Below are 24,391 nucleotides of genomic sequence, written 5' to 3' on the forward strand. Positions count from 1 at the left end.
GCGATGAAAATTATAATCCTTGGCGCCGGCCAGGTCGGCGGAACCCTCGCGGAAAACCTGGTCGGGGAAAACAATGACATCACCGTGGTGGATAGTGATCCCACGCGTTTACGTCAGTTGCAGGACAAATTCGATCTGCGCGTGGTGCACGGTCATGGTTCTCATCCGCGCATCCTGCGGGAAGCGGGTGCTGAGGATGCTGATATGCTGGTTGCGGTTACCAGCTCAGACGAAACCAACATGATCGCTTGTCAGATCGCTTACTCATTATTCAATACCCCCAATCGTATTGCGCGTATCCGTGCTGCCGACTATTTGCGCGATGCAGACAAGTTGTTCGTGCCAGAAGCTGTCCCTATCGATCATTTGATTTCGCCTGAGCAGCTGGTAATCGACAATATTTACCGTCTGATCCAATATCCCGGCGCTTTGCAGGTGGTTAATTTTGCCGAAGGGAAAGTGAGCCTGGCAGTGGTGAAGGCGTATTACGGCGGCCCGTTGGTCGGTAACCCACTTTCTATTCTGCGCGAGCATATGCCGCATATTGATACGCGTGTGGCGGCGATCTTTCGCCAGGATCGTCCCATTCGCCCGCAGGGTTCGACCATTGTCGAAGCCGGTGATGAAGTCTTCTTTATCGCCGCCAGCCAGCATATTCGCGCCGTGATGAGTGAGATGCAGCGGCTGGAAAAACCGTACAAACGCATTATGCTGGTGGGCGGAGGCAACATCGGCTTTGGCCTGGCACAACGGCTGGAAAAACAGTACAGCGTTAAGCTGATTGAACGAAATCCGCAGCGTGCAGCAGAACTGGCGGAGCAGCTTCAGGATACGATCGTTTTCTACGGTGATGCTTCCGATCAGGAGTTACTGGCGGAAGAGCATGTTGATCAAATCGATCTCTTCATCGCTGTCACCAATGATGATGAAGCCAACATCATGTCAGCGATGCTGGCAAAAAAAATGGGGGCGAAAAAAGTCATGGTGTTGATCCAGCGTCGTGCCTATGTCGATCTGGTGCAAGGCAGCGTGATCGATATCGCCATCTCACCACAGCAAGCCACCATTTCTGCATTGCTCGGGCACGTCCGTAAAGCAGACATTGTCGGTGTTTCCTCATTACGTCGTGGGATTGCCGAAGCGATTGAAGCAATCGCTCATGGTGAAGAAACCACTTCACGCGTAGTTGGACGTCTGATCGAAGACATCAAATTGCCACCGGGTACGATTATTGGCGCAGTGGTACGCGGTGATGAGGTGATCATCGCCAATGCAAATGTGCGTATCGAGCAAGGGGACCATGTGATTATGTTCCTGACCGATAAGAAATTTGTGCCCGATGTGGAACGCCTGTTCCAGCCGAGTCCCTTCTTCCTTTAATCGCCGCGGGCAGGCTTTGGTTGCCCGCCGTGATAATCCAACTTAATCCTTTGTTGTCATGGCAAATGTTAAAAGGTTTGTTAGACTTTAGACATTGGCCAAGGCAAGGAGATAACAATGAGTTTTTTCAAAGAGTTTCGTGATTTTGCGATGCGCGGCAACGTGGTTGACCTCGCAGTCGGTGTAATTATCGGTGCCGCGTTTGGCAAGATTGTTTCATCGTTGGTGGCGAATATTATTATGCCACCGCTGGGGTTACTGATTGGTGGGGTCGATTTTAAACAGTTTAAGTGGATCATAAAACCAGCGGAAGGCACAGCGCCTGCCGTGATCATGGAATATGGTGTTTTTATTCAGAGTATTTTTGATTTCGTAATCGTCGCGTTGGCTATTTTTATCGCCATCAAACTGATGAACAAACTGTACAAGAAGAAAGAAGTAGAAAAAGCCGATCCGAAGCCAACAAATGAAGAGTTGTTACTGACGGAAATTCGTGACCTGCTCAAGCAACAAAACACCAAAATCTGATAGAGAAAACCGCCTGACCAGGCGGTTTTTTTTATCCTTAAAACCAGAAGGCCAGTGGTAAACTTCTTTGCTTACCACTGGCCTCCCAGTTACCTCGCTTCGCGTGTTTGTCTTTACGCCGATAGCTGCCTTTCCCTTTCTGATTCTGCTCAATACGCTGGCGAAACAGCGGGTCGTGTAATAACGCCTCGATGGCGTTGTCTTTTATCTGCCCTTTTTGATGCTGATAACGGCTCATATTTCCTCCAATGATTGACAGCGCAACTATAGGCTTATCCACGTTAAATACAATCCTTGCCACAACAAATTTCCGGATGCGGTTCTTCACCTTTTTCGAGAGCTTCGAGAATTGAGCAGCAAGCGCTGCTATGTAAATCACCGCAGCAGGTTTCAGACAAGCGTTGCAGTGAACGCTGGATCGTTTGTAACTCAACGATCATCGTGCTGACTTCATCAAGGCGCTTCGCCACAATGGCTTTTGACTCCTGGCAAGTGTGATGTTCGGGATCGATACGGATCGATAGCAATCCACGAATAGCATCAAGGCTAAAACCTAGCTGACGTCCGTAACGGATAAAGCGCAGGCGCTGCAAGTCACCGTCACTATACAAACGGAAACCACCTTCAGTGCGTACCTCATGATCCATCATTTGTTGTTTTTCATAAAAGCGGATGGTGTCAGGGGTAACATCAGCCATCTTCGCCAACTGACCGATACGGTACATATTATTTCTCCTGCCTCAGATGCTGCTTAATAGCCTCACAATAATCCCCATGCAGAAATGCAGTACTCATTCCTGCCTGACGCAGTTTCAGTTCCAGTAAGCTCAGTTTCTTCGACAGCTCGCGGGCCTGATGATCGTCAGGATCCAGCTCACGAAGAAGATCTTTTACTTCCAGAGCTTCGCGACGCATTTCCAGCTCTGGCGGCAAAAAACCGGCATTTTTTAATAACCGATATCCCATGCGCAGCTCTTCGGGTATCGCGCTGTCGTCTTCCAACTGCAATGGTGCACCCTCACCACGCAAATTGCTCAGTTCGCCTTTTTCCTGAGCAGCAAGGATGTGTTGTTCTGCGAGTTGATCAATTAGCCACATGAGGTGCTCCTGACAGGGATAACTGCCATCAGCATAGCGGAAGGGGGGAAAATGGGAAGAAACTGCAGGCAATAAAAAACCCGCCGAAGCGGGTTTTTTACGTTACTGCAAATTACTCTGCAGCAGCTTCTGCTTGAGCTTCTGGACGATCAACCAGCTCGATGTATGCCATCGGAGCGTTGTCACCAGCACGGAAGCCACACTTCAGAATACGAGTGTAACCACCGGCACGGCTCGCGAAACGCGGGCCCAGCTCGTTAAACAGTTTTGCCACGATCTCGTTATCACGAGTGCGGGCGAATGCCAGACGACGATTAGCTACGCTGTCGGTCTTGGCAAGAGTAATCAGCGGCTCAACTACGCGACGCAGCTCTTTGGCTTTCGGCAGAGTCGTCTTAATGATCTCATGACGAACCAGAGAACCAGCCATGTTGCGGAACATAGCCTGACGATGGCTGCTGTTACGGTTCAGTTGACGACCACTCTTACGATGGCGCATGACCTTATCCTTCTCAGTGAAACCTTAACCTGTGATCGGGTTATTCATCAGCGATGCTTGCCGGCGGCCAGTTTTCCAGGCGCATGCCCAGAGACAGACCACGAGAGGCCAGCACGTCTTTAATCTCGGTAAGAGATTTTTTACCCAGGTTAGGCGTTTTAAGCAGCTCAACCTCGGTACGCTGTACCAGATCACCGATGTAGTGGATAGCTTCTGCCTTAAGGCAGTTAGCAGAGCGGACAGTCAATTCCAGATCGTCAACAGGGCGCAGCAGGATCGGATCGAATTCTGGTTTCTCTTCTTTCACTTCCGGCTGACGTACATCACGTAAGTCAACGAAAGCTTCCAGTTGTTCTGCCAGGATGGTTGCCGCACGGCGAATCGCCTCTTCAGGATCGATTGTGCCGTTGGTTTCCATTTCGATGACCAGCTTGTCCAGGTCGGTACGCTGTTCAACACGCGCAGCTTCAACATTGTAGGCGATACGGTCTACAGGGCTGTAGCAAGCGTCTACTAACAGACGGCCGATTGGGCGCTCATCTTCTTCCGAATGAATTCGGGCAGAAGCCGGCACATAACCACGACCACGTTGAACTTTGATACGCATGCTAATAGATGCGTTTTCATCGGTCAGGTGGCAGATCACATGCTGCGGCTTGACGATTTCGACATCACCGTCGTGGGTAATGTCGGCTGCAGTCACAGGGCCAATGCCAGATTTATTCAGGGTCAGGATGACTTCATCTTTACCCTGAACTCTTACCGCCAGCCCTTTCAGGTTAAGCAGGATTTCCAGGATATCTTCCTGTACGCCCTCTTTGGTGGAGTACTCGTGGAGCACGCCATCAATCTCAACCTCGGTCACCGCGCAACCCGGCATGGAAGAAAGCAGAATACGGCGCAGTGCGTTGCCAAGAGTATGGCCAAAGCCACGCTCTAACGGCTCAAGGGTCACCTTGGCGTGCGTCGAACTCACTTGCTCGATATCTACCAGGCGCGGTTTTAGAAACTCTGTCACAGAACCCTGCATTGTGTCCTCTCTTTGGTACTAAGCTTTACTTAGAGTAAAGCTCGACGATCAGGTGTTCGTTAATGTCCGCAGACAGATCAGTACGCTCAGGAATACGCTTGAACACACCTTCCATCTTAGTCGCATCAACTTCCAGCCAGGTTGGCTTTTCACGCTGCTCAGCCAGCTCCAGAGCGGCCTTCACGCGAGATTGCTTTTTGGCTTTCTCACGGATGCTTACGACATCATTCGGAGATACCTGATAAGAAGCGATGTTAACAACGCGGCCGTTCACCAGGATAGATTTGTGGCTAACCAGCTGACGTGCTTCTGCACGAGTGGCACCAAAACCCATACGGTAAACTACGTTATCCAGACGACCTTCCAGCAGAGCTAACAGGTTTTCACCGGTGTTGCCTTTCAGACGCGCTGCTTCTTTATAGTAGTTACGGAACTGACGCTCCAGCACGCCGTAGATACGACGAACTTTCTGTTTTTCACGTAACTGACCGCCGTAATCAGACAGACGCGGTTTACGCGCACCATGCTGACCAGGGGCTTGTTCAATTTTGCACTTGGAATCGATCGCGCGAACACCAGACTTAAGGAATAAGTCAGTGCCCTCACGACGGCTCAGCTTGAGCTTAGGACCCAAATATCTTGCCATTTTCTTTCTCCAACTATCCTAAAAACGAGGCGTTATACGCGACGTTTTTTCGGCGGACGACAACCGTTGTGAGGGATCGGAGTCACATCAGTAATGTTAGTGATGCGGAAACCAGCGGCGTTCAGAGCACGAATAGTAGATTCGCGACCCGGACCCGGACCCTTAACCATAACTTCCAGGTTCTTAATACCGTAATCTTTCACGGCTTCTGCACAGCGCTCTGCAGCGACCTGAGCAGCAAACGGAGTAGATTTACGTGAACCGCGGAAACCGGAACCACCGGCGGTTGCCCAACCCAGTGCGTTACCCTGACGATCAGTAATGGTAACGATGGTGTTGTTAAAAGAAGCATGGACATGAGCCACGCCATCTGAGACTTGCTTTCTTACACGTTTACGTGCACGAACTGGTGCCTTTGCCATTATTTACTCACCCCGATTATTTCTTGATCGGTTTACGCGGACCCTTACGGGTACGTGCGTTGGTCTTGGTACGCTGACCGCGTACTGGCAGACCACGACGATGGCGCAAACCACGGTAGCAACCAAGGTCCATCAGACGCTTGATGCTCAGGGTGATTTCACGGCGCAGATCACCTTCTACAACGAATTTAGCAACTGCATCACGCAGCTGATCAATTTGTTCTTCAGACAGCTCACTGATCTTAACATTTTCAGCGATGCCCGTTTCAGCACAGATAGCTTTAGAACGGGTTTTGCCGATACCGAAAATCGAAGTTAATGCGATAACGGTGTGTTTTTGATCAGGAATGTTAATGCCTGCTATACGGGCCACTATGCACTCCTATAATTAAATAAATGCGAACCATGCTGAAAAGCCCGTTTTCAGGATACTCAAATGGAAACGCATCGACATACAAAAGATTGGCTGGCTAATCTAGCCAGCTCAACCCGACTTTGCAAGAAAAATATGTGAGAAAATCAGCCTTGGCGCTGTTTATGCTTAGGCTCGGCACTGCAAATCACACGTACGACACCGTCGCGACGGATGATTTTGCAGTTACGACATAATTTCTTGACGGAAGCACGAACTTTCATTTTTACTCTCCGTAACTTCTCAAGCGCCTGAATTAACGGCCGTAGCCTTTCAGGTTAGCTTTCTTCAATGCAGACTCGTACTGACTTGACATCATCAGAGTTTGCACTTGAGCCATAAAGTCCATGATGACAACCACTACGATGAGCAGTGAAGTACCGCCAAAGTAGAAGGGAACCTTCATGGCATCACGCATGAACTCCGGGATCAGGCAGATAAAAGTAATATACAGTGCGCCGATTAAGGTCAGACGTGTCATTACTTTATCGATATACTTCGCCGTTTGCTCTCCCGGACGAATTCCCGGTACGAATGCACCAGACTTCTTCAGGTTATCTGCTGTTTCACGCGGGTTGAAAACCAACGCCGTGTAGAAGAAACAGAAGAAGATGATTGCAGTCGCATAGAGTAGCACATAAAGCGGCTGTCCTGGCTGCAAATACAGCGAAATTGTTGTCAGCCAGTTCCAACCGGTACCGCCCCCGAACCAGGATGCTATCGTCGCCGGGAACAGGATAATGCTGGAAGCGAAGATTGCCGGGATAACCCCTGCCATATTCACTTTCAACGGTAAATGTGTGCTCTGTGCAGCATAAACACGACGACCTTGCTGACGCTTAGCGTAGTTCACCACAATGCGGCGTTGACCACGTTCTACGAAAACAACGAAGAAGGTCACTGCAAATACGAGAACTGCAACCAACAGCAACAGAAGGAAGTGCAGGTCGCCTTGCCGCGCTTGCTCGATGGTATGGCCAATGGCCGGCGGGAGACCCGCAACAATACCCGCGAAGATAATGATCGAAATACCGTTGCCGATACCCCGTTCAGTAATCTGTTCGCCCAGCCACATCAGGAACATTGTCCCGGTAACCAGACTTACAACAGCGGTAAAGTAGAAGGCAAAGCCCGGATTAATCACCAGGCCCTGCATTCCAGGCATATTCGGCAGACCGGTAGCAATACCGATCGACTGGAATACAGCCAGAACCAGCGTGCCATAACGGGTGTACTGGCTAATCTTACGACGGCCAGCCTCCCCTTCTTTCTTAATCTCCGCTAACGCCGGATGAACCACCGTTAGCAGCTGGATAATAATAGAGGCCGAAATATACGGCATAATACCCAGCGCGAAGATTGAGGCACGACTGAGAGCACCACCAGAGAACATGTTGAACATTTCAATGATGGTGCCACGCTGTTGCTCAAGCAGTTTGGCAAGTACAGTGGCATCGATACCAGGGATCGGAATAAAAGAGCCAATACGGAAGACAATCAGTGCACCGATAACAAACAAGAGTCTGCGCTTCAGTTCACCAAAGCCACCTTTGGCACTTTGAAAATCTAATCCCGGTTGCTTAGCCATCTGCTACTTATTCCTCGATTTTACCGCCAGCAGCTTCGATTGCAGCACGAGCACCTTTGGTGACACGCAGACCACGAACCGTTACCGGTGCAGAAACTTCACCAGACAGAATCACTTTCGCGAATTCAATCTGAACACCGACGATGTTTGCTGCTTTCAGCGTGTTCAGGTCAACAATACCGCCTTCAACTTTCGCCAGGTCAGACAGACGAACTTCTGCAGTGACCATTGCTTTGCGAGAGGTGAAACCGAATTTCGGCAGACGACGGTACAGAGGCATCTGACCACCCTCGAAACCACGACGTACGCCACCGCCAGAACGAGACTTCTGACCTTTGTGACCACGACCGCCGGTTTTACCGAGGCCAGAACCGATACCACGACCCAGACGCTTAGAAGCGTGTTTAGACCCTTCGGCCGGAGACAGAGTGTTTAAACGCATCTCTTACTCCTCCACTTTCAGCATGTAGGAAATCGCGTTGACCATACCGCGTACTGCCGGCGTGTCTTCACGCTCTACGGTGTGACCAATACGACGCAGACCCAGGCCAACCAGAGTGGCTTTATGCTTAGGCAGGCGGCCGATTGAGCTACGGGTTTGTGTAATTTTAATAGTCTTTGCCATCGTGATTACCCCAGAATTTCTTCAACGGATTTACCACGCTTGGCAGCGACCATTTCCGGAGACTTCATGTTGCCCAGGCCGTCGATAGTTGCACGAACCACGTTGATCGGGTTGGTGGAACCATACGCTTTAGCCAGAACGTTATGAACTCCAGCGACTTCCAGAACGGCGCGCATTGCACCGCCGGCGATGATACCGGTACCTTCAGAAGCCGGCTGCATGAACACGCGAGAACCCGTGTGTGCACCTTTAACCGGGTGCTGCAGGGTGCCGTGCGTCAGCGCGACGTTAATCATATTGCGACGGGCTTTTTCCATCGCTTTCTGGATCGCTGCTGGAACTTCACGCGCTTTACCGTAACCAAAACCGACGCGACCGTTACCGTCACCTACCACAGTCAGTGCTGTGAAGGAGAAAATACGACCACCTTTAACAGTTTTAGATACACGGTTTACCGCGATCAGTTTTTCCTGCAGTTCGCCAGCTTGTTTCTCGATGTGTGCCATCTTAGACCTCTACCTTAGAACTGAAGGCCAGCTTCACGAGCAGCATCTGCCAGTGCCTGGACGCGACCATGATATTGGAAACCGGAACGGTCGAAAGAAACATCTTTGATGCCTTTTTCGATAGCGCGCTCAGCCAGAGCTTTACCTACAGCTGCAGCGGCGTCTTTGTTACCGGTATACTTCAGTTGTTCAGCGATAGCTTTTTCTACAGTAGAAGCAGCAACCAGAACTTCGGAACCGTTCGGGGCGATTACCTGTGCGTAAATGTGACGCGGGGTACGATGTACCACCAGGCGAGTAGCACCCAGCTCTTTGAGCTTGCGACGTGCACGGGTCGCACGACGGATACGAGCAGATTTCTTATCCATAGTGTTACCTTACTTCTTCTTAGCCTCTTTGGTACGCACGACTTCGTCGGCGTAACGAACACCCTTGCCTTTGTAAGGCTCAGGACGACGGTAGGCGCGCAGATCAGCTGCAACCTGACCAATCAGCTGCTTATCAGCGCCTTTCAGCACGATTTCAGTCTGAGTTGGGCATTCGGCAGTGATGCCAGCCGGCAGTGCATGGTCAACAGGGTGAGAGAAGCCCAGGGCCAGACTCACAGAGTTGCCTTTTACAGCTGCACGATAACCAACACCAACCAATTGCAGCTTCTTGGTGAAGCCTTCGGTAACACCAATAACCATGCCGTTCAGCAGCGCACGAGCAGTACCTGCCTGTGCCCAACCATCCGCATAACCTTCGCGCGGAGCGAAAGTCAGGGCGTTGTCTGCATGCTTAACTTCAACAGCTTGGTTGATAGTACGAGTCAGCTCGCCGTTTTTACCTTTGATCGAAATTTCCTGACCGTTGAGTTTTACCTCTACGCCGGCAGGAACAACGACAGGTGCTTTTGCAACACGAGACATGTTTTCCTCCGATTACGCTACGTAGCAGATAATTTCGCCACCAAGACCAGCCTGGCGCGCTGCACGATCAGTCATAACACCTTTAGATGTAGAAATTACAGCGATGCCCAGACCAGCCATTACTTTTGGCAGCTCATCTTTTTTCTTATAGATGCGCAGACCTGGACGGCTAACACGCTGAATGTTTTCTACAACAGCTTTACCCTGGAAATACTTAAGAGTCAGTTCCAGTTCCGGCTTGATGTCGCCTTCGATTTTAAAATCTTGAATATAGCCTTCTTCCTTCAGCACGTTGGCAATTGCCACTTTCAGCTTGGAGGAAGGCATAGAGACCGCAACTTTGTTCGCGGCCTGACCGTTACGGATACGGGTCAGCATATCCGCGATCGGATCTTGCATGCTCATCTGTGTTACTCCCGTGATTCAAATGGTGACAATTACCAGCTTGCCTTTTTCAGACCCGGGATTTCACCGCGCATTGCGGCTTCACGGACCTTGATACGGCTCAACCCAAACTTCCGCAGGAAACCGTGCGGACGACCTGTTTGACGGCAGCGGTTACGCTGACGTGAAGGGCTGGAATCACGCGGCAGACTCTGCAGCTTGAGAACGGCATCCCAACGATCTTCGTCAGAAGCGTTCACATCAGAAATGATCGCTTTCAGTTCAGCGCGTTTTGCGAAGAACTTGTCTGCTAATTTCACACGCTTAACTTCGCGTGCTTTCATAGATTGCTTAGCCATGAAGTAACCCTACCTTACTTGCGGAACGGGAAGTCAAAGGCAGCCAGCAGAGCACGGCCTTCATCATCAGATTTCGCAGTAGTGGTAATGGTAATATCCAAACCACGAACGCGATCGACTTTGTCGTAGTCGATTTCTGGGAAGATGATCTGCTCACGAACGCCCATGCTGTAGTTACCACGACCGTCGAAAGACTTCGCAGACAAGCCACGGAAGTCACGGATACGCGGTACAGCAATAGTGATCAGGCGCTCAAAGAACTCCCACATGCGCTCGCCGCGCAGAGTTACTTTACAGCCGATCGGATAGCCCTGACGGATTTTGAAGCCTGCAACTGATTTGCGTGCTTTGGTGATCAGCGGTTTTTGACCGGAGATTGCTGCCAGGTCAGCTGCTGCGTTATCCAGCAGTTTCTTGTCAGCGATCGCTTCACCAACACCCATGTTCAGGGTGATCTTCTCGACCCGAGGGACTTGCATGACAGAATTGTAGCCGAACTCAGTCATGAGTTTCTGGACTACTTCGTCTTTGTAGTAATCATGCAGTTTCGCCATCGTACTACTCCAAATTACTTGATAGTTTCGCTGTTAGATTTGAAGAAACGGACTTTTTTGCCGTCTTCGAATCTAAAGCCTACACGGTCAGCCTTGCCGGTTGCCGCATTGAAGATTGCAACGTTAGAAACCTGAATAGCAGCTTCTTTTTCAACGATGCCACCTGGTTGGTTCAGAGCCGGAACCGGCTTAGAGTGTTTCTTAACCAGGTTGATACCTTCAACGATGACTTTACCAGAAGTCAGGACGTTCTTTACTTTACCGCGTTTACCTTTGTCTTTGCCGGTAAGCACGATAACTTCGTCGTTACGACGGATTTTCGCTGCCATTGTTCGCTCCTTAGAGTACTTCTGGTGCCAGAGAGATAATTTTCATGAACTTTTCAGTACGAAGTTCACGAGTTACCGGCCCAAAAATACGCGTTCCGATTGGCTGCTCAGAGTTATTGTTTAAAATAACGCATGAGTTGCCATCGAAGCGAATGACAGAACCGTCCGGGCGACGAACACCCTTCTTGGTGCGCACCACTACCGCCTTCAGGACATCACCTTTTTTCACCTTACCACGCGGAATTGCTTCCTTGATGGTAACTTTGATGATATCGCCGACGCCTGCGTAGCGACGGTGCGAGCCACCCAGAACCTTGATACACATTACGCGACGTGCACCGGAGTTGTCGGCGACGTTCAGCATAGTCTGTTCTTGGATCATTTTAGTGCTCCGCTAATGTCAACTACTACTTCGGGACCCAAAACCTCAGGTCGTTAAAAAGCCCCATAATTGAGGGCGCGGCATTATAACACCGGTTCCTGCATATGGGTAGAAAAAATGAACGGCTCGCGAGAGCCGTTCATCTTATTTTTTAGAGGAAGCAGATTCTATTACAGAACCGCTTTCTCTACAACGCGAACCAGAGTCCAGGACTTAGTCTTGGACAGCGGACGGCATTCGCGGATTTCAACCACGTCGCCGATACCGCATTCGTTGTTCTCGTCGTGGATGTGCAGCTTAGTCGTACGCTTAATGAATTTACCGTAGATCGGGTGCTTCACGAAACGCTCGATAGCAACAACTGCAGATTTCTGCATTTTGTCACTAACAACACGACCTTGCAGAGTACGGATTTTATCGGTCATTACGCACCCGCCTTCTCAGTCAGTAAAGTCTTAACGCGTGCAACATCACGGCGCACATTCTTCAGCAGATGGGTCTGCTGCAGTTGGCCAGATGCTGCCTGCATGCGCAGGTTAAACTGCTCACGCAGCAGGTTAAGCAGCTCAGCGTTCAGCTCTTCAACGCTTTTTTCACGCAGCTCAGTTGCTTTCATTACATCACCGTCTTAGTTACAAAGGTGGTTTTGATAGGCAGTTTTGCTGCTGCCAGCTTGAATGCTTCACGGGCCAGCTCTTCCGGTACGCCGTCCATTTCATACAGGACTTTACCAGGCTGGATCAGGGCAACCCAATACTCCACGTTACCCTTACCTTTACCCATACGCACTTCCAGCGGCTTCTCGGTGATCGGTTTGTCCGGGAATACACGGATCCAGATCTTACCTTGACGCTTAACTGCACGGGTCATAGCACGACGTGCTGCTTCGATCTGACGTGCAGTCAGACGACCACGGCCAACAGCTTTCAGACCGAAAGTACCGAAGCTAACATCCGTACCCTGCGCCAGACCGCGGTTACGGCCTTTGTGCACTTTACGGAATTTCGTACGCTTTGGTTGTAACATCAGCGACTCTCCTTACTTACGGCCTTTACGCTGCTGCTTTTTAGGTTGAGCAGCCGGTTCCGGTTGTTCAACAGCAGCCATACCACCCAGGATCTCACCTTTGAAGATCCATACCTTAACGCCGATTACACCATAAGTGGTGTGCGCTTCAGAGGTGTTGTAGTCAATGTCAGCACGCAGAGTGTGCAACGGTACGCGACCTTCGCGGTACCATTCGGTACGTGCGATTTCCGCGCCGCCCAGACGGCCGCTAACTTCAACTTTAATACCCTTCGCGCCCAGACGCATGGCGTTCTGAACTGCACGCTTCATAGCACGACGGAACATCACACGACGCTCCAGCTGTGAAGTGATGCTGTCAGCTACCAGTTTCGCGTCCAGTTCCGGTTTACGGACTTCAGCGATGTTGATCTGTGCAGGAACGCCAGCGATATTCGCGACGACCGTACGCAGTTTCTCAACGTCTTCACCTTTCTTACCGATAACGATACCCGGGCGAGCGGTGTGAATGGTCACACGGATGCTCTTAGCCGGACGCTCGATAACGATGCGTGATACAGACGCTTTTGCCAGTTCTTTAGTCAGGAACTGACGTACTTTAAAATCGCTGTCCAGGTTGTCAGCGAATTCTTTGGTGTTCGCAAACCAGGTAGAGTTCCATGGTTTTACAATACCCAGGCGAATACCATTAGGATGTACTTTCTGACCCATTGCTAGTCTCCAGAGTCTCAGCGATCGGACACAACCACAGTAATGTGGCTGGTGCGCTTCAGGATGCGATCTGCACGACCTTTTGCACGAGGCATAATGCGCTTCATGCTTGGGCCTTCATCTACGAAAATTTTCGCAACTTTCAGATCGTCGATATCAGCGCCATCGTTGTGTTCGGCGTTAGCAATGGCAGATTCCAGGACTTTCTTAACCAGTACAGCCGCTTTCTTGTTGGTGTAAGTCAGAATATCCAGAGCCTGCGACACTTTCTTACCGCGAATCAGGTCAGCAACGAGGCGAACCTTCTGAGCAGAAGAACGAGCATGGCGATGTTGAGCAATAGTTTCCATCTCTTCCTCCTACTTATTTCTTCTTGGCTTTCTTATCAGCAGCGTGGCCGCGATAAGTACGTGTCGGTGCAAATTCACCCAGCTTGTGGCCGACCATTTCGTCGGAAACAAAGACAGGAACGTGCTGACGACCATTATGGACAGCGATGGTCAAACCGATCATGTTAGGGAAGATCGTTGAACGACGGGACCAGGTGCGCAGGGGCTTCTTGTCTCCGCTTTCCACCGCTTTCTCTACCTTCTTCAGCAAGTGCAGGTCAATAAAAGGACCTTTCTTGAGAGAACGTGGCATGGCTTATCCTCTAAAATTATTTGCTACGGCGACGTACGATAAATTTATCAGTACGCTTGTTGCTACGGGTCTTCTTACCTTTGGTCTGAACGCCCCACGGAGTTACCGGGTGCTTACCAAAGTTACGACCTTCACCACCACCGTGCGGGTGATCGACTGGGTTCATCGCAGTACCGCGAACGGTAGGACGAACACCGCGCCAACGAGTTGCACCGGCTTTACCCAGAACGCGCAGCATGTGCTCAGCGTTACCGACTTCGCCCAGAGTTGCGCGGCAGTCAGCTTCGACTTTACGCATTTCACCTGAACGCAGACGCAGGGTAACGTAGGAACCTTCACGCGCAACGATCTGCACGTAAGCACCAGCTGAGCGAGCAATCTGACCGCCTTTGCCTGGTTTCATTTCTACGTTGTGAACGGTAGAACCCACTGGGATGTTACGCATCGGCAGGGTGTTACCCGCTTTGATCGCAGCATCAACGCCAGACTGAATCTGGTCGCCAGCTTTCAGGCCTTTAGGGGCCAGGATGTAACGGCGCTCGCCATCTTTGTACAGAACCAGTGCGATGTTCGCAGAACGGTTCGGATCGTACTCAAGACGCTCAACAACTGCCGGGATACCATCTTTGTTGCGTTTGAAGTCAACAATACGGTAAGCCTGCTTGTGACCACCACCGATATGACGGGTAGTGATACGACCATTGTTGTTACGACCACCGGATTTGCTGTTTTTTTCCAGCAACGGAGCAAATGGTTTGCCCTTGTGCAGCTCAGGGTTCACCACTTTAACTACGTGACGACGACCCGGAGATGTCGGTTTACATTTAACAACTGCCATTGTCTTTCTCCTCCGACTTACTCAGCGCCGCCGACGAAGTCCAGGTTCTGGCCTTCTTTCAGGGTGACGTAAGCTTTTTTCCAGTCGCTACGACGACCGATACGCTGTCCGTGACGCTTAACTTTACCCTTAACAACCAGGGTGTTTACGTCTTTAACTTCTACTTCGAACAGTTTCTCAACAGCAGCAACGATCTCTGCTTTGGTCGCGTCTTTAGCAACTTTGAGAACGATGGTATTGGTTTTTTCCATCGCGGTAGATGCTTTTTCAGATACGTGCGGCGCGCGCAGTACTTTCAGCAGACGTTCTTCACGGATCATGCCAGCATCTCCTCAACTTGCTTAACTGCTTCAGCAGTCATAACGACTTTGTCGAAGGCGATCAGGCTAACTGGGTCGATACCTGCTGCATCGCGCACGTCAACCTTGTACAGGTTACGCGCAGCCAGGAACAGATTTTCATCCAGTTCGCCGGTGATGATCAGCACGTCTTCCAGCGCCATGTCTTTCAGTTTCTGTGCCAGCAGCTTGGTTTTCGGTGCTTCAACAGAGAATGATTCGACAACGATCAGACGGTCCTGACGTACCAGCTCGGACAGGATGCTTTTCAGCGCGCCGCGGTACATCTTTTTGTTAACTTTTTGACTGTGGTCCTGAGGACGTGCAGCGAAGGTCACGCCACCTGAACGCCAGATCGGGCTCTTGATAGAACCTGAACGCGCACGGCCGGTGCCTTTCTGACGCCAAGGCTTTTTGCCTGAACCAGTTACTTCAGCACGAGTTTTCTGCGCACGAGTACCCTGACGAGCACCAGCAGCGTAGGCAACAACAACCTGGTGAACCAGCGCTTCGTTGAAATCACGACCGAAGGTAGTTTCGGAAACAGTCAGCGCGCTCTGCGCGTCTTTCAATACTAATTCCATTGCTATCCCCTTACGCCTTCACAGCCGGTTTAACGATCAGGTCGCTACCGGTCGCACCCGGAACTGCACCTTTCACCAGCAGCAGGTTGCGCTCAGCGTCAACACGTACTACTTCCAGGCTCTGAACGGTTACGCGCTCATTACCCAGCTGACCAGCCATTTTCTTGCCTTTGAACACTTTGCCCGGAGTCTGGTTCTGACCGATAGAACCCGGTACGCGGTGAGACAAGGAGTTACCGTGAGTCGCGTCCTGGGTACGGAAGTTCCAGCGCTTAACGGTACCTGCGAAACCTTTACCTTTAGAGGTACCGGTTACGTCTACTTTTTTCACTTCAGCGAAGATTTCAACACTGATGCTCTGGCCAACAGCGAACTCTTCACCTTCGGTGCGGAATTCCCACAGACCACGGCCAGCTTCAACGCCAGCTTTAGCAAAGTGACCAGCTTCAGGTTTGGTCACACGGTTAGCTTTTTTAGCACCGGTGGTAACCTGGATCGCCTGGTAACCATCGTTCTCCAGAGTTTTAACCTGGGTAACGCGGTTTGCTTCAACTTCAATAACGGTTACTGGGATTGAAACGCCATCTTCAGTGAAGATGCGGGTCATGCCCACTTTTTTACCGACTAAACCACTCATTGTATCAACCTCTCAATCGCTCGATGACCTGATTAACCCAGGCTGATCTGCACGTCAACACCGGCAGCCAGATCCAGACGCATCAGTGCATCAACGGTTTTTTCAGTTGGCTCAACGATGTCTACCAGACGCTTGTGAGTGCGGATTTCGTACTGATCACGCGCATCTTTGTTGACGTGCGGAGAGATCAGAACGGTAAAACGCTCTTTGCGAGTCGGCAGCGGGATCGGACCACGTACCTGCGCACCAGTGCGCTTGGCAGTCTCAACGATTTCCGCGGTTGATTGATCGATCAGACGATGATCAAACGCTTTAAGACGGATACGGATTCTTTGGTTCGACATGAGACCAAGGCTCCAAACATTTTATAAACGAAAAAAATTACTACCCACACCCATTACGATTGATGGGGGAGTGTAATCGTTCAGCATATAACTCCCCAATTGGGAGTATTGTCAGGTGGCCTAGCTTAATAACCACCTGCGATTCTGCTCGAATCGCGCCGGCCAATATCGGCAGGCCCGCGCATTATACGCAAATCTGTTCAGGAAGCAACCCATGATGCGTTTTTAACCAGAAAAGGACGTAACGGGAAAAGAAAAGCCCGCAGCGATCACAGAACGCTGCGGGCTGGGCATAGCGTGAGGGTGAAATCAGCCTAACTGTCGCCCTCTTCTTTGATTTGTACCTGCAAGTAATTCTGAATCCCGATTTTATTAATCAGCTCCAGCTCGGTTTCCAGGTAATCAATGTGGTGTTCTTCGTCGGCAAGAATCTCAATCATCATATCGCGGCTGACGTAATCGTGGACTTTATCAGCATAGGCGATGGCTTCACGCAAATCCTTCGCCCCTTCCAGTTCCAGTGCCAGATCGGATTGCAGCATTTCCGGCACATCCTCGCCAATCCGTAACCGGCCAAGATCCTGCAAGTTGGGAATCCCTTCAAGAAACAGAATGCGTTCAATGTACTTGTCCGCATGTTTCATTTCATCAATGGACTCGTGGTATTCCACATCATTGAGGCGTGTTAAACCCCAGTTTTTGAACATACGTGCATGAAGAAAGTACTGGTTGATAGCAACCAACTCATTCCCCAGCAATTTGTTGAGATGATTTATGATTTTAGTGTCGCCCTTCATTTCGCTTCCTCCGCTTCCAGTTAATTAGAGCGTAGATGCGGATAAAAAGAAGTCAAAAAAACGCGACAGTTTTTGTGGTTATTCCATTCCGGTTCGTGAATCAGGCGATCTCTTTATACAGCGGTACCTGCTGGAGTTCGTCATCCATGATTTCACGCGCGACACGGATGCATTTGCCACACTGTTTGCCAATAGGAACCAGTTGGCGCAAATGCTGAATAGATTTGGGCTGATAGCGACGGACTACTTCGCGAAGGGTTTTATCACTCACGGCATTACACAGGCAGACGTACATTTACTACGGACTCCGGTACATTTTCTGATCAAAGTGTAAATGAGAATGGTTTTTATTTCAAACCTGGATTTTGTGTGGGATTAGATATCAGAGGGGGGAAATTCAGGCATAAAAAAAGAGCACCGAAGTGCTCTTCTTTTCGTGCTCAAGTGGCTACCGAAATAGCCACCTGCGTCAGCGCAATTAAGCGATAACTTTAGCAACAACGCCCGCACCAACGGTACGGCCGCCTTCGCGGATTGCGAAGCGCAGACCTTCGTCCATTGCGATCGGGTGAATCAGGGTAACAACCATTTTGATGTTGTCGCCCGGCATTACCATCTCTACGCCTTCCGGCAGTTCTACTGAACCTGTTACGTCAGTAGTACGGAAGTAGAACTGAGGACGGTAGCCTTTGAAGAACGGAGTATGACGGCCGCCTTCGTCTTTAGACAGTACGTACACTTCTGATTCGAACTGAGTGTGCGGCTTGATGGTGCCCGGCTTAGCCAGTACCTGACCACGCTGGATGTCTTCACGCTTGATACCACGCAGCAGAACACCACAGTTCTCGCCTGCCTGACCCTGGTCCAGCAGTTTGCGGAACATTTCAACGCCAGTACAGGTTGATTTCGCAGTCGCTTTGATACCAACGATTTCTACTTCGTCACCAACTTTAACGATACCGCGCTCAACACGACCGGTTACTACAGTACCACGGCCTGAGATTGAGAATACGTCTTCGATCGGCAGCAGGAACGGCAGGTCGATTGCACGAACCGGATCCGGGATGTAAGTATCCAGGTGGCCAGCCAGCTCAACGATTTTCGCTTCCCACTCTGCGTCGCCTTCCAGCGCTTTCAGAGCTGAACCACGAACGATCGGAGTGTCGTCGCCCGGGAAGTCGTACTGTGACAGCAGGTCACGAACTTCCATCTCAACCAGTTCCAGCAGCTCTTCGTCATCAACCATGTCACATTTGTTCAGGAACACGATGATGTACGGAACGCCTACCTGGCGACCCAGCAGGATGTGCTCACGGGTCTGCGGCATCGGGCCGTCAGTCGCAGCAACAACCAGGATTGCGCCATCCATCTGAGCAGCACCGGTGATCATGTTTTTCACATAGTCGGCGTGGCCCGGGCAGTCAACGTGCGCGTAGTGGCGAGTCGGGGTTTCGTACTCAACGTGAGAAGTGTTGATGGTGATACCACGAGCTTTCTCTTCCGGCGCGTTGTCGATCTGGTCGAATGCACGAGCCTGGCCGCCGTAGGTTTTAGCCAGAACGGTGGTGATTGCAGCAGTCAGAGTGGTTTTACCGTGGTCAACGTGACCGATGGTGCCCACGTTTACGTGCAGTTTGTTACGTTGAAATTGCTCTTTCGCCATGGCGATAATCCTTACGTTATGCCTTCATCAGTGATGAAGGCATCAGTTCACAATTTTTAAACCGTAGCCTTATTTGCCACGAGCTTCAATAACGGCCTGAGCGACGTTGTTCGGCGCATCATCGTACTTCAGGAACTCCATGGAGTAAGAAGCACGGCCTTTGGTCAGAGAACGCAACTGAGTCGCGTATCCGAACATTTCAGACAGCGGAACCTCAGCGTGAATCACAACGCCAGTTACGTTGGATTCCTGACCGCGCAGAATACCACGACGGCTGCTCAGGTCACCGATGACGTCACCAGTGTTCTCTTCCGGCGTCTCAACTTCAACCTTCATGATCGGCTCAAGCAGTACCGGCTTCGCTTTCTTAAAGCCATCTTTAAAGGCGATAGAAGCAGCGAGTTTAAATGCCAGTTCTGAGGAGTCAACATCATGGTATGAACCGAAGTGCAGACGAACACCCAGATCAACTACCGGATAACCAGCCAGCGGACCTGATTTCAGCTGTTCCTGGATACCTTTGTCAACCGCAGGGATGTATTCGCCAGGAATCACACCACCTTTGATGTCGTTGACGAACTCGTAGCCTTTCGGGTTTGAACCCGGCTCCAGCGGGTACATGTCGATGATGACATGACCATACTGACCACGACCACCAGACTGCTTGGCGTGTTTACCTTCGATATCGGTAACTTTCGCGCGAATCGCTTCGCGGTAAGCAACCTGCGGTTTGCCCACGTTCGCTTCAACGTTGAATTCACGCTTCATGCGGTCAACGATGATGTCGAGGTGCAGCTCACCCATACCAGCGATGATGGTCTGGTTAGACTCTTCGTCAGTCCATACGCGGAATGACGGGTCTTCTTTCGCCAGACGACCCAGAGCCAGACCCATTTTTTCCTGGTCAGCTTTGGTTTTCGGCTCAACGGCGATAGAGATTACCGGCTCAGGGAACTCCATACGCTCCAGGATGATCGGCGCGTTTGGATCACACAGGGTATCACCGGTGATCACGTCTTTCAGGCCGATTGCTGCAGCGATGTCGCCCGCACGAACTTCTTTGATCTCTTCACGCTTGTTGGCGTGCATCTGAACGATACGGCCAAAACGCTCGCGCGCAGATTTCACTGAGTTCAGCACGGTGTCACCGGAGTTAACCACACCAGAGTACACGCGGAAGAACGTCAGGTTACCCACGAACGGGTCAGTTGCGATTTTGAATGCCAGTGCAGAGAAAGGCTCATCATCGCTAGCGTGACGCTCGGCCGGAGTATCTTTACCATCGTCCAGCATACCGTTAATTGCCGGTACGTCGGTCGGAGCTGGCAGGAACTCAACAACCGCATCCAGCATCGCCTGAACACCTTTGTTCTTAAATGCAGAACCACAGGTCACGAGGATGATCTCGTTGTTCAGTACGCGCTGACGCAGAGCGCCTTTGATCTCTTCTTCGGTCAGCTCTTCGCCGCCCAGGTACTTGTCCATCAGCTCTTCAGAAGCTTCGGCAGCAGAGTCGATCAGGTTTGAACGCCATTCTTCAGCCAGGTCCTGCATGTCAGCCGGGATATCTTCGTAAACGAAGGTAGTACCCTGGTCAGCATCGTTCCAGTTGATAGCTTTCATTTTGATCAGGTCAACAACACCGGTGAAGTTCTCTTCTGCACCGATAGCCAGCTGCAGCGGAACCGGGTTCGCGCCCAGACGGGTTTTGATCTGACCTACAACTTTCAGGAAGTTCGCACCCATGCGGTCCATTTTGTTAACGAACGCAATACGCGGAACTTTGTATTTGTTAGCCTGACGCCATACGGTTTCAGACTGCGGCTGCACGCCACCTACTGCACAGTAAACCATTACTGCGCCGTCGAGCACACGCATGGAACGTTCTACTTCGATGGTGAAGTCAACGTGTCCCGGGGTGTCGATGATGTTGATGCGGTGCGGCTCAAACTGCTTAGCCATACCTGACCAGAACGCAGTAGTCGCTGCGGAGGTGATGGTAATACCACGCTCCTGCTCCTGCGCCATCCAGTCCATTGTTGCTGCGCCATCGTGTACTTCACCGATTTTGTGGTTAACACCGGTGTAGAACAGGATACGCTCGGTAGTGGTAGTCTTACCGGCGTCGATGTGTGCACTGATACCGATGTTACGGTAGCGCGCAATGGGTGTTGTACGAGCCATTTTATTCCTCGGTTTTTCGGACGTTCAAAGTTAGTCGACCCCAGCGGGTTGGCCGTTTGAGCGCCCGCTGGTTTAACAACAACTACGTGGCTGTTACCAGCGGTAGTGAGCGAACGCCTTGTTGGCTTCTGCCATACGGTGAACGTCTTCACGTTTCTTAACTGCAGTACCTTTGTTTTCTGCAGCATCAGAAAGTTCGTTCGCCAGGCGCAGAGCCATAGATTTATCACCGCGTTTACGAGCAGCTTCTACGATCCAACGCATTGCCAGAGCATTACGACGAACCGGACGGACTTCTACTGGTACCTGATAGGTAGAACCACCAACGCGACGTGACTTAACTTCGACAGTCGGACGTACGTTTTCGAGGGCTACTTCAAAGGCTTCCAGCTCGTTTTTACCAGAACGCTGAGCCAGGGTCTCAAGAGCGGTATAAACGATTGATTCAGCGGTAGATTTTTTACCATCTACCATCAGGATATTTACAAATTTAGCCAGCAGCTCTGATCCGAACTTAGGATCCGGCAGAATTTTACGCTGACCAATGACGCGACGACGTGGCATGGAAATACTCCGTTGTTAATTCAGGATTGTCCAAAACTCTACGAGTTTAGTTTGACATTTAAGTTAAAACGTTTGGCCTTACTTAACGGAGAACCATTAAGCCTTTGGCTTCTTCACGCCATACTTGGAGCGAGCCTGCTTACGGTCTTTAACACCTGAGCAGTCCAGCGCGCCACGAACGGTGTGGTAACGCACACCTGGCAGGTCTTTAACACGACCGCCACGGATCAGGATCACGGAGTGCTCCTGCAGGTTGTGACCTTCACCACCGATGTAGGAAGTCACTTCGAAACCGTTAGTCAGACGCACACGGCAAACTTTACGCAGCGCTGAGTTAGGTTTTTTCGGGGTAGTGGTGTACACACGAGTACAAACACCACGTTTTTGCGGGCAAGCTTCCAGCGCCGGCACGTTGCTCTTTGCAACTTTGCGGACGCGTGGTTTGCGAACCAGCTGGTTAACTGTTGCCATTAAATAGCTCCTGGATTTGCTTTAGCTTTTGCTTCGTAAACACGTAATAAATCGCCTCGTATTACTACGAGGAGGCAGAATTTTAGGGCTGTGTCAAAAGGGTGTCAAGAAATAACCAGGTTTTAGCGTACTACCAGGCTATTTGCTGCTGGTGCTTCGCCGTTAAAGCAACGAATTCAGTATAGTCCACGCAGGTTACGCTGGTCGAAATTTGTTCAACCAGGCCACGCGCCACCACATCTTCCTGCAACACCCAAAGTTTTGCCGGGGTGTTTTGTAACTTTTCCAGCATGGCACTACCCAATAACGCGGCCGTCACGCCGTCCTGGAGCAGCAACAGATCATCCTGCGGCTCCAGCAGCAACAATAAGGTATCGATATCGCATTGCCAGGGTGAATGCATAAGGGTGTAGAGCATGGTGAAGTCTCAGAAGCGAATGATGCGATGATAAGTCGCCAGTTTCTGGCGTAGCGCAGCCGCGTCCAGCACCTCAGCGGGTATCACACGCGGTGACGCAGCGTTGAATCCGCGTGTGTGCAGTGATTCCTCACAGACAAAACACTGGTCGATATCATAAAGCGCCAGCACGCCAAAGGTGGCGATATAGTTACGTGCCAGAATCGGCTCAGGCTGTTGATCGCAATTAAGTTGCAGTACCCCATCGCCAATAAAAAACAGCGCAATATCCTCGCTGAGTGCAGCGGTAGCCAGCACCGCATCCAGCCCTTCCCTGCCTGCGCTGCTGCCATGGGGAGGTTGAGTAAAAAGAAAAGCCACACGGTTCATCAGAATTGCACCAAACGGTCACAGGTCAGTGAGGCTTCCGCCAATGCGCCAAGCCCGCTTAATACGAATCCGGGTTGCAGATTACTGCCTGCCAACTGCAAGCGCGCAGCTTCCTGAACGTCAGTGACACCACGCCGCAACGCCGCAGCCACGCAAATATTCAACGCTACACCGTGCGATTGCTGAAGCTGCTGCCACTCGCGCACCATATCGACTTCATCACTGGCGGGTGCCGTCAGTTGATTGGCATTCAGCACACCTTCACGATAAAAAAACACGCTCTCAAGCTGATGCCCGGCCTGTAACAATGCACGGGCGAATAGCAACGCGCTGCTGGCGTGTTGGGTACCGTAAGCCGGGCCGGTGACCAGCAGGGTGTAGCGCATTAACGATCCTGTCCCTGAAAATCGCCGCTTTTAAACTGACGAATATAGAGATACACCGTGTGTTTGGAGATATTGAGGCGATCGGCAACCTGATTAATCGCGTCTTTAATATCGAAAATGCCCTTCTCGTACATGTTAAGTACAATCTGCCGATTCTTGGCATTGTTGGATACATTGCGATCGGCGCTCACTTCCTCAATGGTGAACTCCAACGTTTGCATCACCAGGTCTTCTACCGAGCTGGCAAAGTTTACGTTAGAGTCGACCTGCTGCATCTCTGGCGGCATAAAGGTCGACATAATCTGCGAGAAAGGCACATCAAGGTTCATGTTGATACACAGCAGGCCAATGACCCGCTGCTGGCGATTACGAATAGCAATCGTCACCGACTTCATCAGTACGCCACTTTTGGCACGGGTGAAGTAGGCTTTTGAGACATTACTATCCGCACCGTGCATGTCATGCAACATGCGCAGCGCCAGGTCGGTAATCGGTGATCCGACTTTACGTCCGGTGTGTTCGCCATTGGCGATACGCACAGCGGAGCATTTTAAATCTTCCAGTGAATGCAGCACGATTTCACAGTGCGAGCCAATCAGCATCGCCAGGCCATCGACGACAGCCTCATAGGATTTCAGGATATCGTAGTCTGCTTGCTCAAACGGACGTTGCTCCAGTAAATCGAAGTCAGTCAGTTCACCGGGATTGAATGGATTAGACATCGAAGACATCACCCTAAATGGCTGGAGCCTGTCACGGCAGCTCT

General features: G+C 50.9%; 43 protein-coding genes. 2 read left to right on the plus strand and 41 right to left on the minus strand.

Features of this window, described 5'->3' with window-relative positions:
• Positions 1–3: 3 nt before the first annotated feature.
• A complete protein-coding gene (trkA, locus tag AC6I8T_RS18850) occupies positions 4–1,380 on the plus strand; it encodes a Trk system potassium transporter TrkA (protein WP_021186398.1) in 1,377 nt (458 codons plus the stop codon).
• A 117-nt stretch (positions 1,381–1,497) separates the two neighbouring features.
• Positions 1,498–1,908, plus strand: a complete 411-nt coding sequence (gene mscL / locus AC6I8T_RS18855; RefSeq protein WP_208724286.1) for a large-conductance mechanosensitive channel protein MscL — start codon at positions 1,498–1,500, stop codon at positions 1,906–1,908.
• A gap of 37 nt (positions 1,909–1,945) precedes the next feature.
• Here the strand turns inward: mscL and AC6I8T_RS18860 are convergent, their stop codons facing one another.
• The 41 genes from AC6I8T_RS18860 to AC6I8T_RS19060 all read right to left on the minus strand — a co-directional run bounded on the left by AC6I8T_RS18860 (position 1,946) and on the right by AC6I8T_RS19060 (position 24,347).
• Positions 1,946–2,146 carry an alternative ribosome-rescue factor A gene (locus AC6I8T_RS18860; RefSeq protein WP_208724287.1) on the minus strand — a complete coding sequence of 67 codons (201 nt, stop codon included), beginning with the start codon at positions 2,144–2,146 and terminating at the stop codon, positions 1,946–1,948.
• A gap of 43 nt (positions 2,147–2,189) precedes the next feature.
• A complete protein-coding gene (gene zntR, locus AC6I8T_RS18865; protein ID WP_208724288.1) occupies positions 2,190–2,633 on the minus strand; it encodes a Zn(2+)-responsive transcriptional regulator in 444 nt (147 codons plus the stop codon).
• 1 nt (position 2,634) lies between these two features.
• Positions 2,635–3,006: a DnaJ family domain-containing protein gene (locus tag AC6I8T_RS18870; RefSeq protein WP_021186402.1), complete on the minus strand. Its 372-nt coding sequence runs from the start codon at positions 3,004–3,006 to the stop codon at positions 2,635–2,637.
• 112 nt (positions 3,007–3,118) lie between these two features.
• Positions 3,119–3,505, minus strand: coding sequence for a 50S ribosomal protein L17 (rplQ, locus tag AC6I8T_RS18875; protein WP_003850180.1), 387 nt, complete (start codon positions 3,503–3,505; stop codon positions 3,119–3,121).
• A 40-nt stretch (positions 3,506–3,545) separates the two neighbouring features.
• Positions 3,546–4,535 carry a DNA-directed RNA polymerase subunit alpha gene (locus tag AC6I8T_RS18880; protein ID WP_007891688.1) on the minus strand — a complete coding sequence of 330 codons (990 nt, stop codon included), beginning with the start codon at positions 4,533–4,535 and terminating at the stop codon, positions 3,546–3,548.
• 25 nt (positions 4,536–4,560) lie between these two features.
• Positions 4,561–5,181, minus strand: coding sequence for a 30S ribosomal protein S4 (gene rpsD, locus AC6I8T_RS18885; protein WP_013510754.1), 621 nt, complete (start codon positions 5,179–5,181; stop codon positions 4,561–4,563).
• 32 nt (positions 5,182–5,213) lie between these two features.
• Positions 5,214–5,603, minus strand: coding sequence for a 30S ribosomal protein S11 (rpsK, locus tag AC6I8T_RS18890; RefSeq protein ID WP_004160563.1), 390 nt, complete (start codon positions 5,601–5,603; stop codon positions 5,214–5,216).
• 16 nt (positions 5,604–5,619) lie between these two features.
• On the minus strand, positions 5,620–5,976 hold the full coding sequence (gene rpsM / locus AC6I8T_RS18895; RefSeq protein WP_013510755.1) for a 30S ribosomal protein S13: 357 nt from the start codon (positions 5,974–5,976) through the stop codon (positions 5,620–5,622).
• A 146-nt stretch (positions 5,977–6,122) separates the two neighbouring features.
• On the minus strand, positions 6,123–6,239 hold the full coding sequence (rpmJ, locus tag AC6I8T_RS18900; RefSeq protein ID WP_004160566.1) for a 50S ribosomal protein L36: 117 nt from the start codon (positions 6,237–6,239) through the stop codon (positions 6,123–6,125).
• A gap of 32 nt (positions 6,240–6,271) precedes the next feature.
• A complete protein-coding gene (gene secY, locus AC6I8T_RS18905; protein ID WP_013510756.1) occupies positions 6,272–7,603 on the minus strand; it encodes a preprotein translocase subunit SecY in 1,332 nt (443 codons plus the stop codon).
• A gap of 7 nt (positions 7,604–7,610) precedes the next feature.
• Positions 7,611–8,045: a 50S ribosomal protein L15 gene (rplO, locus tag AC6I8T_RS18910; protein ID WP_013510757.1), complete on the minus strand. Its 435-nt coding sequence runs from the start codon at positions 8,043–8,045 to the stop codon at positions 7,611–7,613.
• A gap of 3 nt (positions 8,046–8,048) precedes the next feature.
• Positions 8,049–8,228, minus strand: coding sequence for a 50S ribosomal protein L30 (gene rpmD / locus AC6I8T_RS18915; RefSeq protein ID WP_021186404.1), 180 nt, complete (start codon positions 8,226–8,228; stop codon positions 8,049–8,051).
• Positions 8,229–8,233: 5 nt separating this feature from the next.
• Positions 8,234–8,734 carry a 30S ribosomal protein S5 gene (gene rpsE, locus AC6I8T_RS18920; protein WP_013510759.1) on the minus strand — a complete coding sequence of 167 codons (501 nt, stop codon included), beginning with the start codon at positions 8,732–8,734 and terminating at the stop codon, positions 8,234–8,236.
• A 14-nt stretch (positions 8,735–8,748) separates the two neighbouring features.
• Entirely contained in the window at positions 8,749–9,102 is a 354-nt protein-coding gene (rplR, locus tag AC6I8T_RS18925) for a 50S ribosomal protein L18 (RefSeq protein ID WP_013510760.1), read from the minus strand.
• 9 nt (positions 9,103–9,111) lie between these two features.
• Positions 9,112–9,645 (minus strand): 50S ribosomal protein L6, encoded by a 534-nt coding sequence (rplF, locus tag AC6I8T_RS18930; RefSeq protein ID WP_013510761.1) that lies wholly within the window; start codon positions 9,643–9,645, stop codon positions 9,112–9,114.
• A 12-nt stretch (positions 9,646–9,657) separates the two neighbouring features.
• Positions 9,658–10,050, minus strand: coding sequence for a 30S ribosomal protein S8 (rpsH, locus tag AC6I8T_RS18935; RefSeq protein ID WP_013510762.1), 393 nt, complete (start codon positions 10,048–10,050; stop codon positions 9,658–9,660).
• Positions 10,051–10,082: 32 nt separating this feature from the next.
• Positions 10,083–10,388 (minus strand): 30S ribosomal protein S14, encoded by a 306-nt coding sequence (gene rpsN, locus AC6I8T_RS18940; RefSeq protein WP_006120592.1) that lies wholly within the window; start codon positions 10,386–10,388, stop codon positions 10,083–10,085.
• Between the two features lie 14 nt (positions 10,389–10,402).
• Positions 10,403–10,942, minus strand: coding sequence for a 50S ribosomal protein L5 (gene rplE / locus AC6I8T_RS18945; protein ID WP_013510763.1), 540 nt, complete (start codon positions 10,940–10,942; stop codon positions 10,403–10,405).
• A 14-nt stretch (positions 10,943–10,956) separates the two neighbouring features.
• A complete protein-coding gene (rplX, locus tag AC6I8T_RS18950) occupies positions 10,957–11,271 on the minus strand; it encodes a 50S ribosomal protein L24 (RefSeq protein WP_013510764.1) in 315 nt (104 codons plus the stop codon).
• 10 nt (positions 11,272–11,281) lie between these two features.
• Positions 11,282–11,653: a 50S ribosomal protein L14 gene (gene rplN, locus AC6I8T_RS18955; RefSeq protein ID WP_013510765.1), complete on the minus strand. Its 372-nt coding sequence runs from the start codon at positions 11,651–11,653 to the stop codon at positions 11,282–11,284.
• A 170-nt stretch (positions 11,654–11,823) separates the two neighbouring features.
• Positions 11,824–12,078 carry a 30S ribosomal protein S17 gene (gene rpsQ / locus AC6I8T_RS18960; RefSeq protein ID WP_013510766.1) on the minus strand — a complete coding sequence of 85 codons (255 nt, stop codon included), beginning with the start codon at positions 12,076–12,078 and terminating at the stop codon, positions 11,824–11,826.
• Positions 12,078–12,269, minus strand: coding sequence for a 50S ribosomal protein L29 (rpmC, locus tag AC6I8T_RS18965; RefSeq protein ID WP_021186407.1), 192 nt, complete (start codon positions 12,267–12,269; stop codon positions 12,078–12,080). Before rpmC ends, rpsQ begins: the two co-directional genes overlap by 1 nt.
• Positions 12,269–12,679, minus strand: a complete 411-nt coding sequence (rplP, locus tag AC6I8T_RS18970; protein ID WP_002438716.1) for a 50S ribosomal protein L16 — start codon at positions 12,677–12,679, stop codon at positions 12,269–12,271. The genes rpmC and rplP overlap by 1 nt, the downstream gene beginning before the upstream one ends.
• A 12-nt stretch (positions 12,680–12,691) precedes the next feature.
• Positions 12,692–13,390, minus strand: coding sequence for a 30S ribosomal protein S3 (gene rpsC / locus AC6I8T_RS18975; protein ID WP_009087585.1), 699 nt, complete (start codon positions 13,388–13,390; stop codon positions 12,692–12,694).
• A 17-nt stretch (positions 13,391–13,407) separates the two neighbouring features.
• The gene (gene rplV / locus AC6I8T_RS18980) at positions 13,408–13,740 is read right to left on the minus strand and encodes a 50S ribosomal protein L22 (RefSeq protein WP_007891659.1); all 333 of its coding nucleotides are present in this window, start codon (positions 13,738–13,740) and stop codon (positions 13,408–13,410) included.
• Positions 13,741–13,753: 13 nt separating this feature from the next.
• Positions 13,754–14,032: a 30S ribosomal protein S19 gene (gene rpsS, locus AC6I8T_RS18985; protein WP_001138115.1), complete on the minus strand. Its 279-nt coding sequence runs from the start codon at positions 14,030–14,032 to the stop codon at positions 13,754–13,756.
• 16 nt (positions 14,033–14,048) lie between these two features.
• Positions 14,049–14,870 (minus strand): 50S ribosomal protein L2, encoded by an 822-nt coding sequence (rplB, locus tag AC6I8T_RS18990; RefSeq protein WP_013510768.1) that lies wholly within the window; start codon positions 14,868–14,870, stop codon positions 14,049–14,051.
• 17 nt (positions 14,871–14,887) lie between these two features.
• Positions 14,888–15,190 (minus strand): 50S ribosomal protein L23, encoded by a 303-nt coding sequence (gene rplW, locus AC6I8T_RS18995; RefSeq protein ID WP_010618574.1) that lies wholly within the window; start codon positions 15,188–15,190, stop codon positions 14,888–14,890.
• Entirely contained in the window at positions 15,187–15,792 is a 606-nt protein-coding gene (gene rplD / locus AC6I8T_RS19000) for a 50S ribosomal protein L4 (protein WP_013510769.1), read from the minus strand. Before rplD ends, rplW begins: the two co-directional genes overlap by 4 nt.
• Positions 15,793–15,802: 10 nt before the next feature.
• The gene (rplC, locus tag AC6I8T_RS19005) at positions 15,803–16,429 is read right to left on the minus strand and encodes a 50S ribosomal protein L3 (RefSeq protein ID WP_021186408.1); all 627 of its coding nucleotides are present in this window, start codon (positions 16,427–16,429) and stop codon (positions 15,803–15,805) included.
• A 32-nt stretch (positions 16,430–16,461) separates the two neighbouring features.
• Positions 16,462–16,773, minus strand: a complete 312-nt coding sequence (gene rpsJ, locus AC6I8T_RS19010; protein WP_006120582.1) for a 30S ribosomal protein S10 — start codon at positions 16,771–16,773, stop codon at positions 16,462–16,464.
• A 314-nt stretch (positions 16,774–17,087) separates the two neighbouring features.
• Entirely contained in the window at positions 17,088–17,570 is a 483-nt protein-coding gene (gene bfr / locus AC6I8T_RS19015) for a bacterioferritin (protein ID WP_021186409.1), read from the minus strand.
• A gap of 100 nt (positions 17,571–17,670) precedes the next feature.
• Positions 17,671–17,865 carry a bacterioferritin-associated ferredoxin gene (gene bfd / locus AC6I8T_RS19020; protein ID WP_021186410.1) on the minus strand — a complete coding sequence of 65 codons (195 nt, stop codon included), beginning with the start codon at positions 17,863–17,865 and terminating at the stop codon, positions 17,671–17,673.
• A 183-nt stretch (positions 17,866–18,048) separates the two neighbouring features.
• Positions 18,049–19,233, minus strand: coding sequence for an elongation factor Tu (gene tuf, locus AC6I8T_RS19025; RefSeq protein WP_013507398.1), 1,185 nt, complete (start codon positions 19,231–19,233; stop codon positions 18,049–18,051).
• A 69-nt stretch (positions 19,234–19,302) separates the two neighbouring features.
• Positions 19,303–21,417 carry an elongation factor G gene (gene fusA / locus AC6I8T_RS19030; protein WP_013510773.1) on the minus strand — a complete coding sequence of 705 codons (2,115 nt, stop codon included), beginning with the start codon at positions 21,415–21,417 and terminating at the stop codon, positions 19,303–19,305.
• Between the two features lie 93 nt (positions 21,418–21,510).
• Positions 21,511–21,981, minus strand: coding sequence for a 30S ribosomal protein S7 (gene rpsG, locus AC6I8T_RS19035; protein ID WP_013510774.1), 471 nt, complete (start codon positions 21,979–21,981; stop codon positions 21,511–21,513).
• A 96-nt stretch (positions 21,982–22,077) separates the two neighbouring features.
• The gene (gene rpsL, locus AC6I8T_RS19040) at positions 22,078–22,452 is read right to left on the minus strand and encodes a 30S ribosomal protein S12 (protein ID WP_003852912.1); all 375 of its coding nucleotides are present in this window, start codon (positions 22,450–22,452) and stop codon (positions 22,078–22,080) included.
• Positions 22,453–22,582: 130 nt separating this feature from the next.
• On the minus strand, positions 22,583–22,870 hold the full coding sequence (tusB, locus tag AC6I8T_RS19045; protein WP_208724290.1) for a sulfurtransferase complex subunit TusB: 288 nt from the start codon (positions 22,868–22,870) through the stop codon (positions 22,583–22,585).
• A 9-nt stretch (positions 22,871–22,879) separates the two neighbouring features.
• Positions 22,880–23,239, minus strand: a complete 360-nt coding sequence (gene tusC, locus AC6I8T_RS19050; RefSeq protein WP_021184808.1) for a sulfurtransferase complex subunit TusC — start codon at positions 23,237–23,239, stop codon at positions 22,880–22,882.
• Positions 23,239–23,625 (minus strand): sulfurtransferase complex subunit TusD, encoded by a 387-nt coding sequence (gene tusD, locus AC6I8T_RS19055; RefSeq protein WP_497834238.1) that lies wholly within the window; start codon positions 23,623–23,625, stop codon positions 23,239–23,241. Before tusD ends, tusC begins: the two co-directional genes overlap by 1 nt.
• A complete protein-coding gene (locus tag AC6I8T_RS19060) occupies positions 23,625–24,347 on the minus strand; it encodes a helix-turn-helix transcriptional regulator (protein WP_013510778.1) in 723 nt (240 codons plus the stop codon). The genes tusD and AC6I8T_RS19060 overlap by 1 nt, the downstream gene beginning before the upstream one ends.
• Between the last annotated feature and the right edge of the window lie 44 nt (positions 24,348–24,391).

The organism is Pantoea sp. X-Soil-OKNW-556, from assembly GCF_059730695.1.

Coding starts and splice junctions, on each gene's coding strand:
- trkA (WP_021186398.1), top strand. CDS start 4: ATGAAAATTATAATCCTTGGCGCCGGCCAGGTCGGCGGAACCCTCGCG.
- mscL (WP_208724286.1), top strand. CDS start 1,498: ATGAGTTTTTTCAAAGAGTTTCGTGATTTTGCGATGCGCGGCAACGTG.
- AC6I8T_RS18860 (WP_208724287.1), bottom strand. CDS start 2,146: ATGAGCCGTTATCAGCATCAAAAAGGGCAGATAAAAGACAACGCCATC.
- zntR (WP_208724288.1), bottom strand. CDS start 2,633: ATGTACCGTATCGGTCAGTTGGCGAAGATGGCTGATGTTACCCCTGAC.
- AC6I8T_RS18870 (WP_021186402.1), bottom strand. CDS start 3,006: ATGTGGCTAATTGATCAACTCGCAGAACAACACATCCTTGCTGCTCAG.
- rplQ (WP_003850180.1), bottom strand. CDS start 3,505: ATGCGCCATCGTAAGAGTGGTCGTCAACTGAACCGTAACAGCAGCCAT.
- AC6I8T_RS18880 (WP_007891688.1), bottom strand. CDS start 4,535: ATGCAGGGTTCTGTGACAGAGTTTCTAAAACCGCGCCTGGTAGATATC.
- rpsD (WP_013510754.1), bottom strand. CDS start 5,181: ATGGCAAGATATTTGGGTCCTAAGCTCAAGCTGAGCCGTCGTGAGGGC.
- rpsK (WP_004160563.1), bottom strand. CDS start 5,603: ATGGCAAAGGCACCAGTTCGTGCACGTAAACGTGTAAGAAAGCAAGTC.
- rpmJ (WP_004160566.1), bottom strand. CDS start 6,239: ATGAAAGTTCGTGCTTCCGTCAAGAAATTATGTCGTAACTGCAAAATC.
- secY (WP_013510756.1), bottom strand. CDS start 7,603: ATGGCTAAGCAACCGGGATTAGATTTTCAAAGTGCCAAAGGTGGCTTT.
- rplO (WP_013510757.1), bottom strand. CDS start 8,045: ATGCGTTTAAACACTCTGTCTCCGGCCGAAGGGTCTAAACACGCTTCT.
- rpmD (WP_021186404.1), bottom strand. CDS start 8,228: ATGGCAAAGACTATTAAAATTACACAAACCCGTAGCTCAATCGGCCGC.
- rpsE (WP_013510759.1), bottom strand. CDS start 8,734: ATGGCACACATCGAGAAACAAGCTGGCGAACTGCAGGAAAAACTGATC.
- rplR (WP_013510760.1), bottom strand. CDS start 9,102: ATGGATAAGAAATCTGCTCGTATCCGTCGTGCGACCCGTGCACGTCGC.
- rplF (WP_013510761.1), bottom strand. CDS start 9,645: ATGTCTCGTGTTGCAAAAGCACCTGTCGTTGTTCCTGCCGGCGTAGAG.
- rpsH (WP_013510762.1), bottom strand. CDS start 10,050: ATGAGCATGCAAGATCCGATCGCGGATATGCTGACCCGTATCCGTAAC.
- rpsN (WP_006120592.1), bottom strand. CDS start 10,388: ATGGCTAAGCAATCTATGAAAGCACGCGAAGTTAAGCGTGTGAAATTA.
- rplE (WP_013510763.1), bottom strand. CDS start 10,942: ATGGCGAAACTGCATGATTACTACAAAGACGAAGTAGTCCAGAAACTC.
- rplX (WP_013510764.1), bottom strand. CDS start 11,271: ATGGCAGCGAAAATCCGTCGTAACGACGAAGTTATCGTGCTTACCGGC.
- rplN (WP_013510765.1), bottom strand. CDS start 11,653: ATGATCCAAGAACAGACTATGCTGAACGTCGCCGACAACTCCGGTGCA.
- rpsQ (WP_013510766.1), bottom strand. CDS start 12,078: ATGACCGATAAAATCCGTACTCTGCAAGGTCGTGTTGTTAGTGACAAA.
- rpmC (WP_021186407.1), bottom strand. CDS start 12,269: ATGAAAGCAACTGAGCTGCGTGAAAAAAGCGTTGAAGAGCTGAACGCT.
- rplP (WP_002438716.1), bottom strand. CDS start 12,679: ATGTTACAACCAAAGCGTACGAAATTCCGTAAAGTGCACAAAGGCCGT.
- rpsC (WP_009087585.1), bottom strand. CDS start 13,390: ATGGGTCAGAAAGTACATCCTAATGGTATTCGCCTGGGTATTGTAAAA.
- rplV (WP_007891659.1), bottom strand. CDS start 13,740: ATGGAAACTATTGCTCAACATCGCCATGCTCGTTCTTCTGCTCAGAAG.
- rpsS (WP_001138115.1), bottom strand. CDS start 14,032: ATGCCACGTTCTCTCAAGAAAGGTCCTTTTATTGACCTGCACTTGCTG.
- rplB (WP_013510768.1), bottom strand. CDS start 14,870: ATGGCAGTTGTTAAATGTAAACCGACATCTCCGGGTCGTCGTCACGTA.
- rplW (WP_010618574.1), bottom strand. CDS start 15,190: ATGATCCGTGAAGAACGTCTGCTGAAAGTACTGCGCGCGCCGCACGTA.
- rplD (WP_013510769.1), bottom strand. CDS start 15,792: ATGGAATTAGTATTGAAAGACGCGCAGAGCGCGCTGACTGTTTCCGAA.
- rplC (WP_021186408.1), bottom strand. CDS start 16,429: ATGAGTGGTTTAGTCGGTAAAAAAGTGGGCATGACCCGCATCTTCACT.
- rpsJ (WP_006120582.1), bottom strand. CDS start 16,773: ATGTCGAACCAAAGAATCCGTATCCGTCTTAAAGCGTTTGATCATCGT.
- bfr (WP_021186409.1), bottom strand. CDS start 17,570: ATGAAGGGCGACACTAAAATCATAAATCATCTCAACAAATTGCTGGGG.
- bfd (WP_021186410.1), bottom strand. CDS start 17,865: ATGTACGTCTGCCTGTGTAATGCCGTGAGTGATAAAACCCTTCGCGAA.
- tuf (WP_013507398.1), bottom strand. CDS start 19,233: ATGGCGAAAGAGCAATTTCAACGTAACAAACTGCACGTAAACGTGGGC.
- fusA (WP_013510773.1), bottom strand. CDS start 21,417: ATGGCTCGTACAACACCCATTGCGCGCTACCGTAACATCGGTATCAGT.
- rpsG (WP_013510774.1), bottom strand. CDS start 21,981: ATGCCACGTCGTCGCGTCATTGGTCAGCGTAAAATTCTGCCGGATCCT.
- rpsL (WP_003852912.1), bottom strand. CDS start 22,452: ATGGCAACAGTTAACCAGCTGGTTCGCAAACCACGCGTCCGCAAAGTT.
- tusB (WP_208724290.1), bottom strand. CDS start 22,870: ATGCTCTACACCCTTATGCATTCACCCTGGCAATGCGATATCGATACC.
- tusC (WP_021184808.1), bottom strand. CDS start 23,239: ATGAACCGTGTGGCTTTTCTTTTTACTCAACCTCCCCATGGCAGCAGC.
- tusD (WP_497834238.1), bottom strand. CDS start 23,625: ATGCGCTACACCCTGCTGGTCACCGGCCCGGCTTACGGTACCCAACAC.
- AC6I8T_RS19060 (WP_013510778.1), bottom strand. CDS start 24,347: ATGTCTAATCCATTCAATCCCGGTGAACTGACTGACTTCGATTTACTG.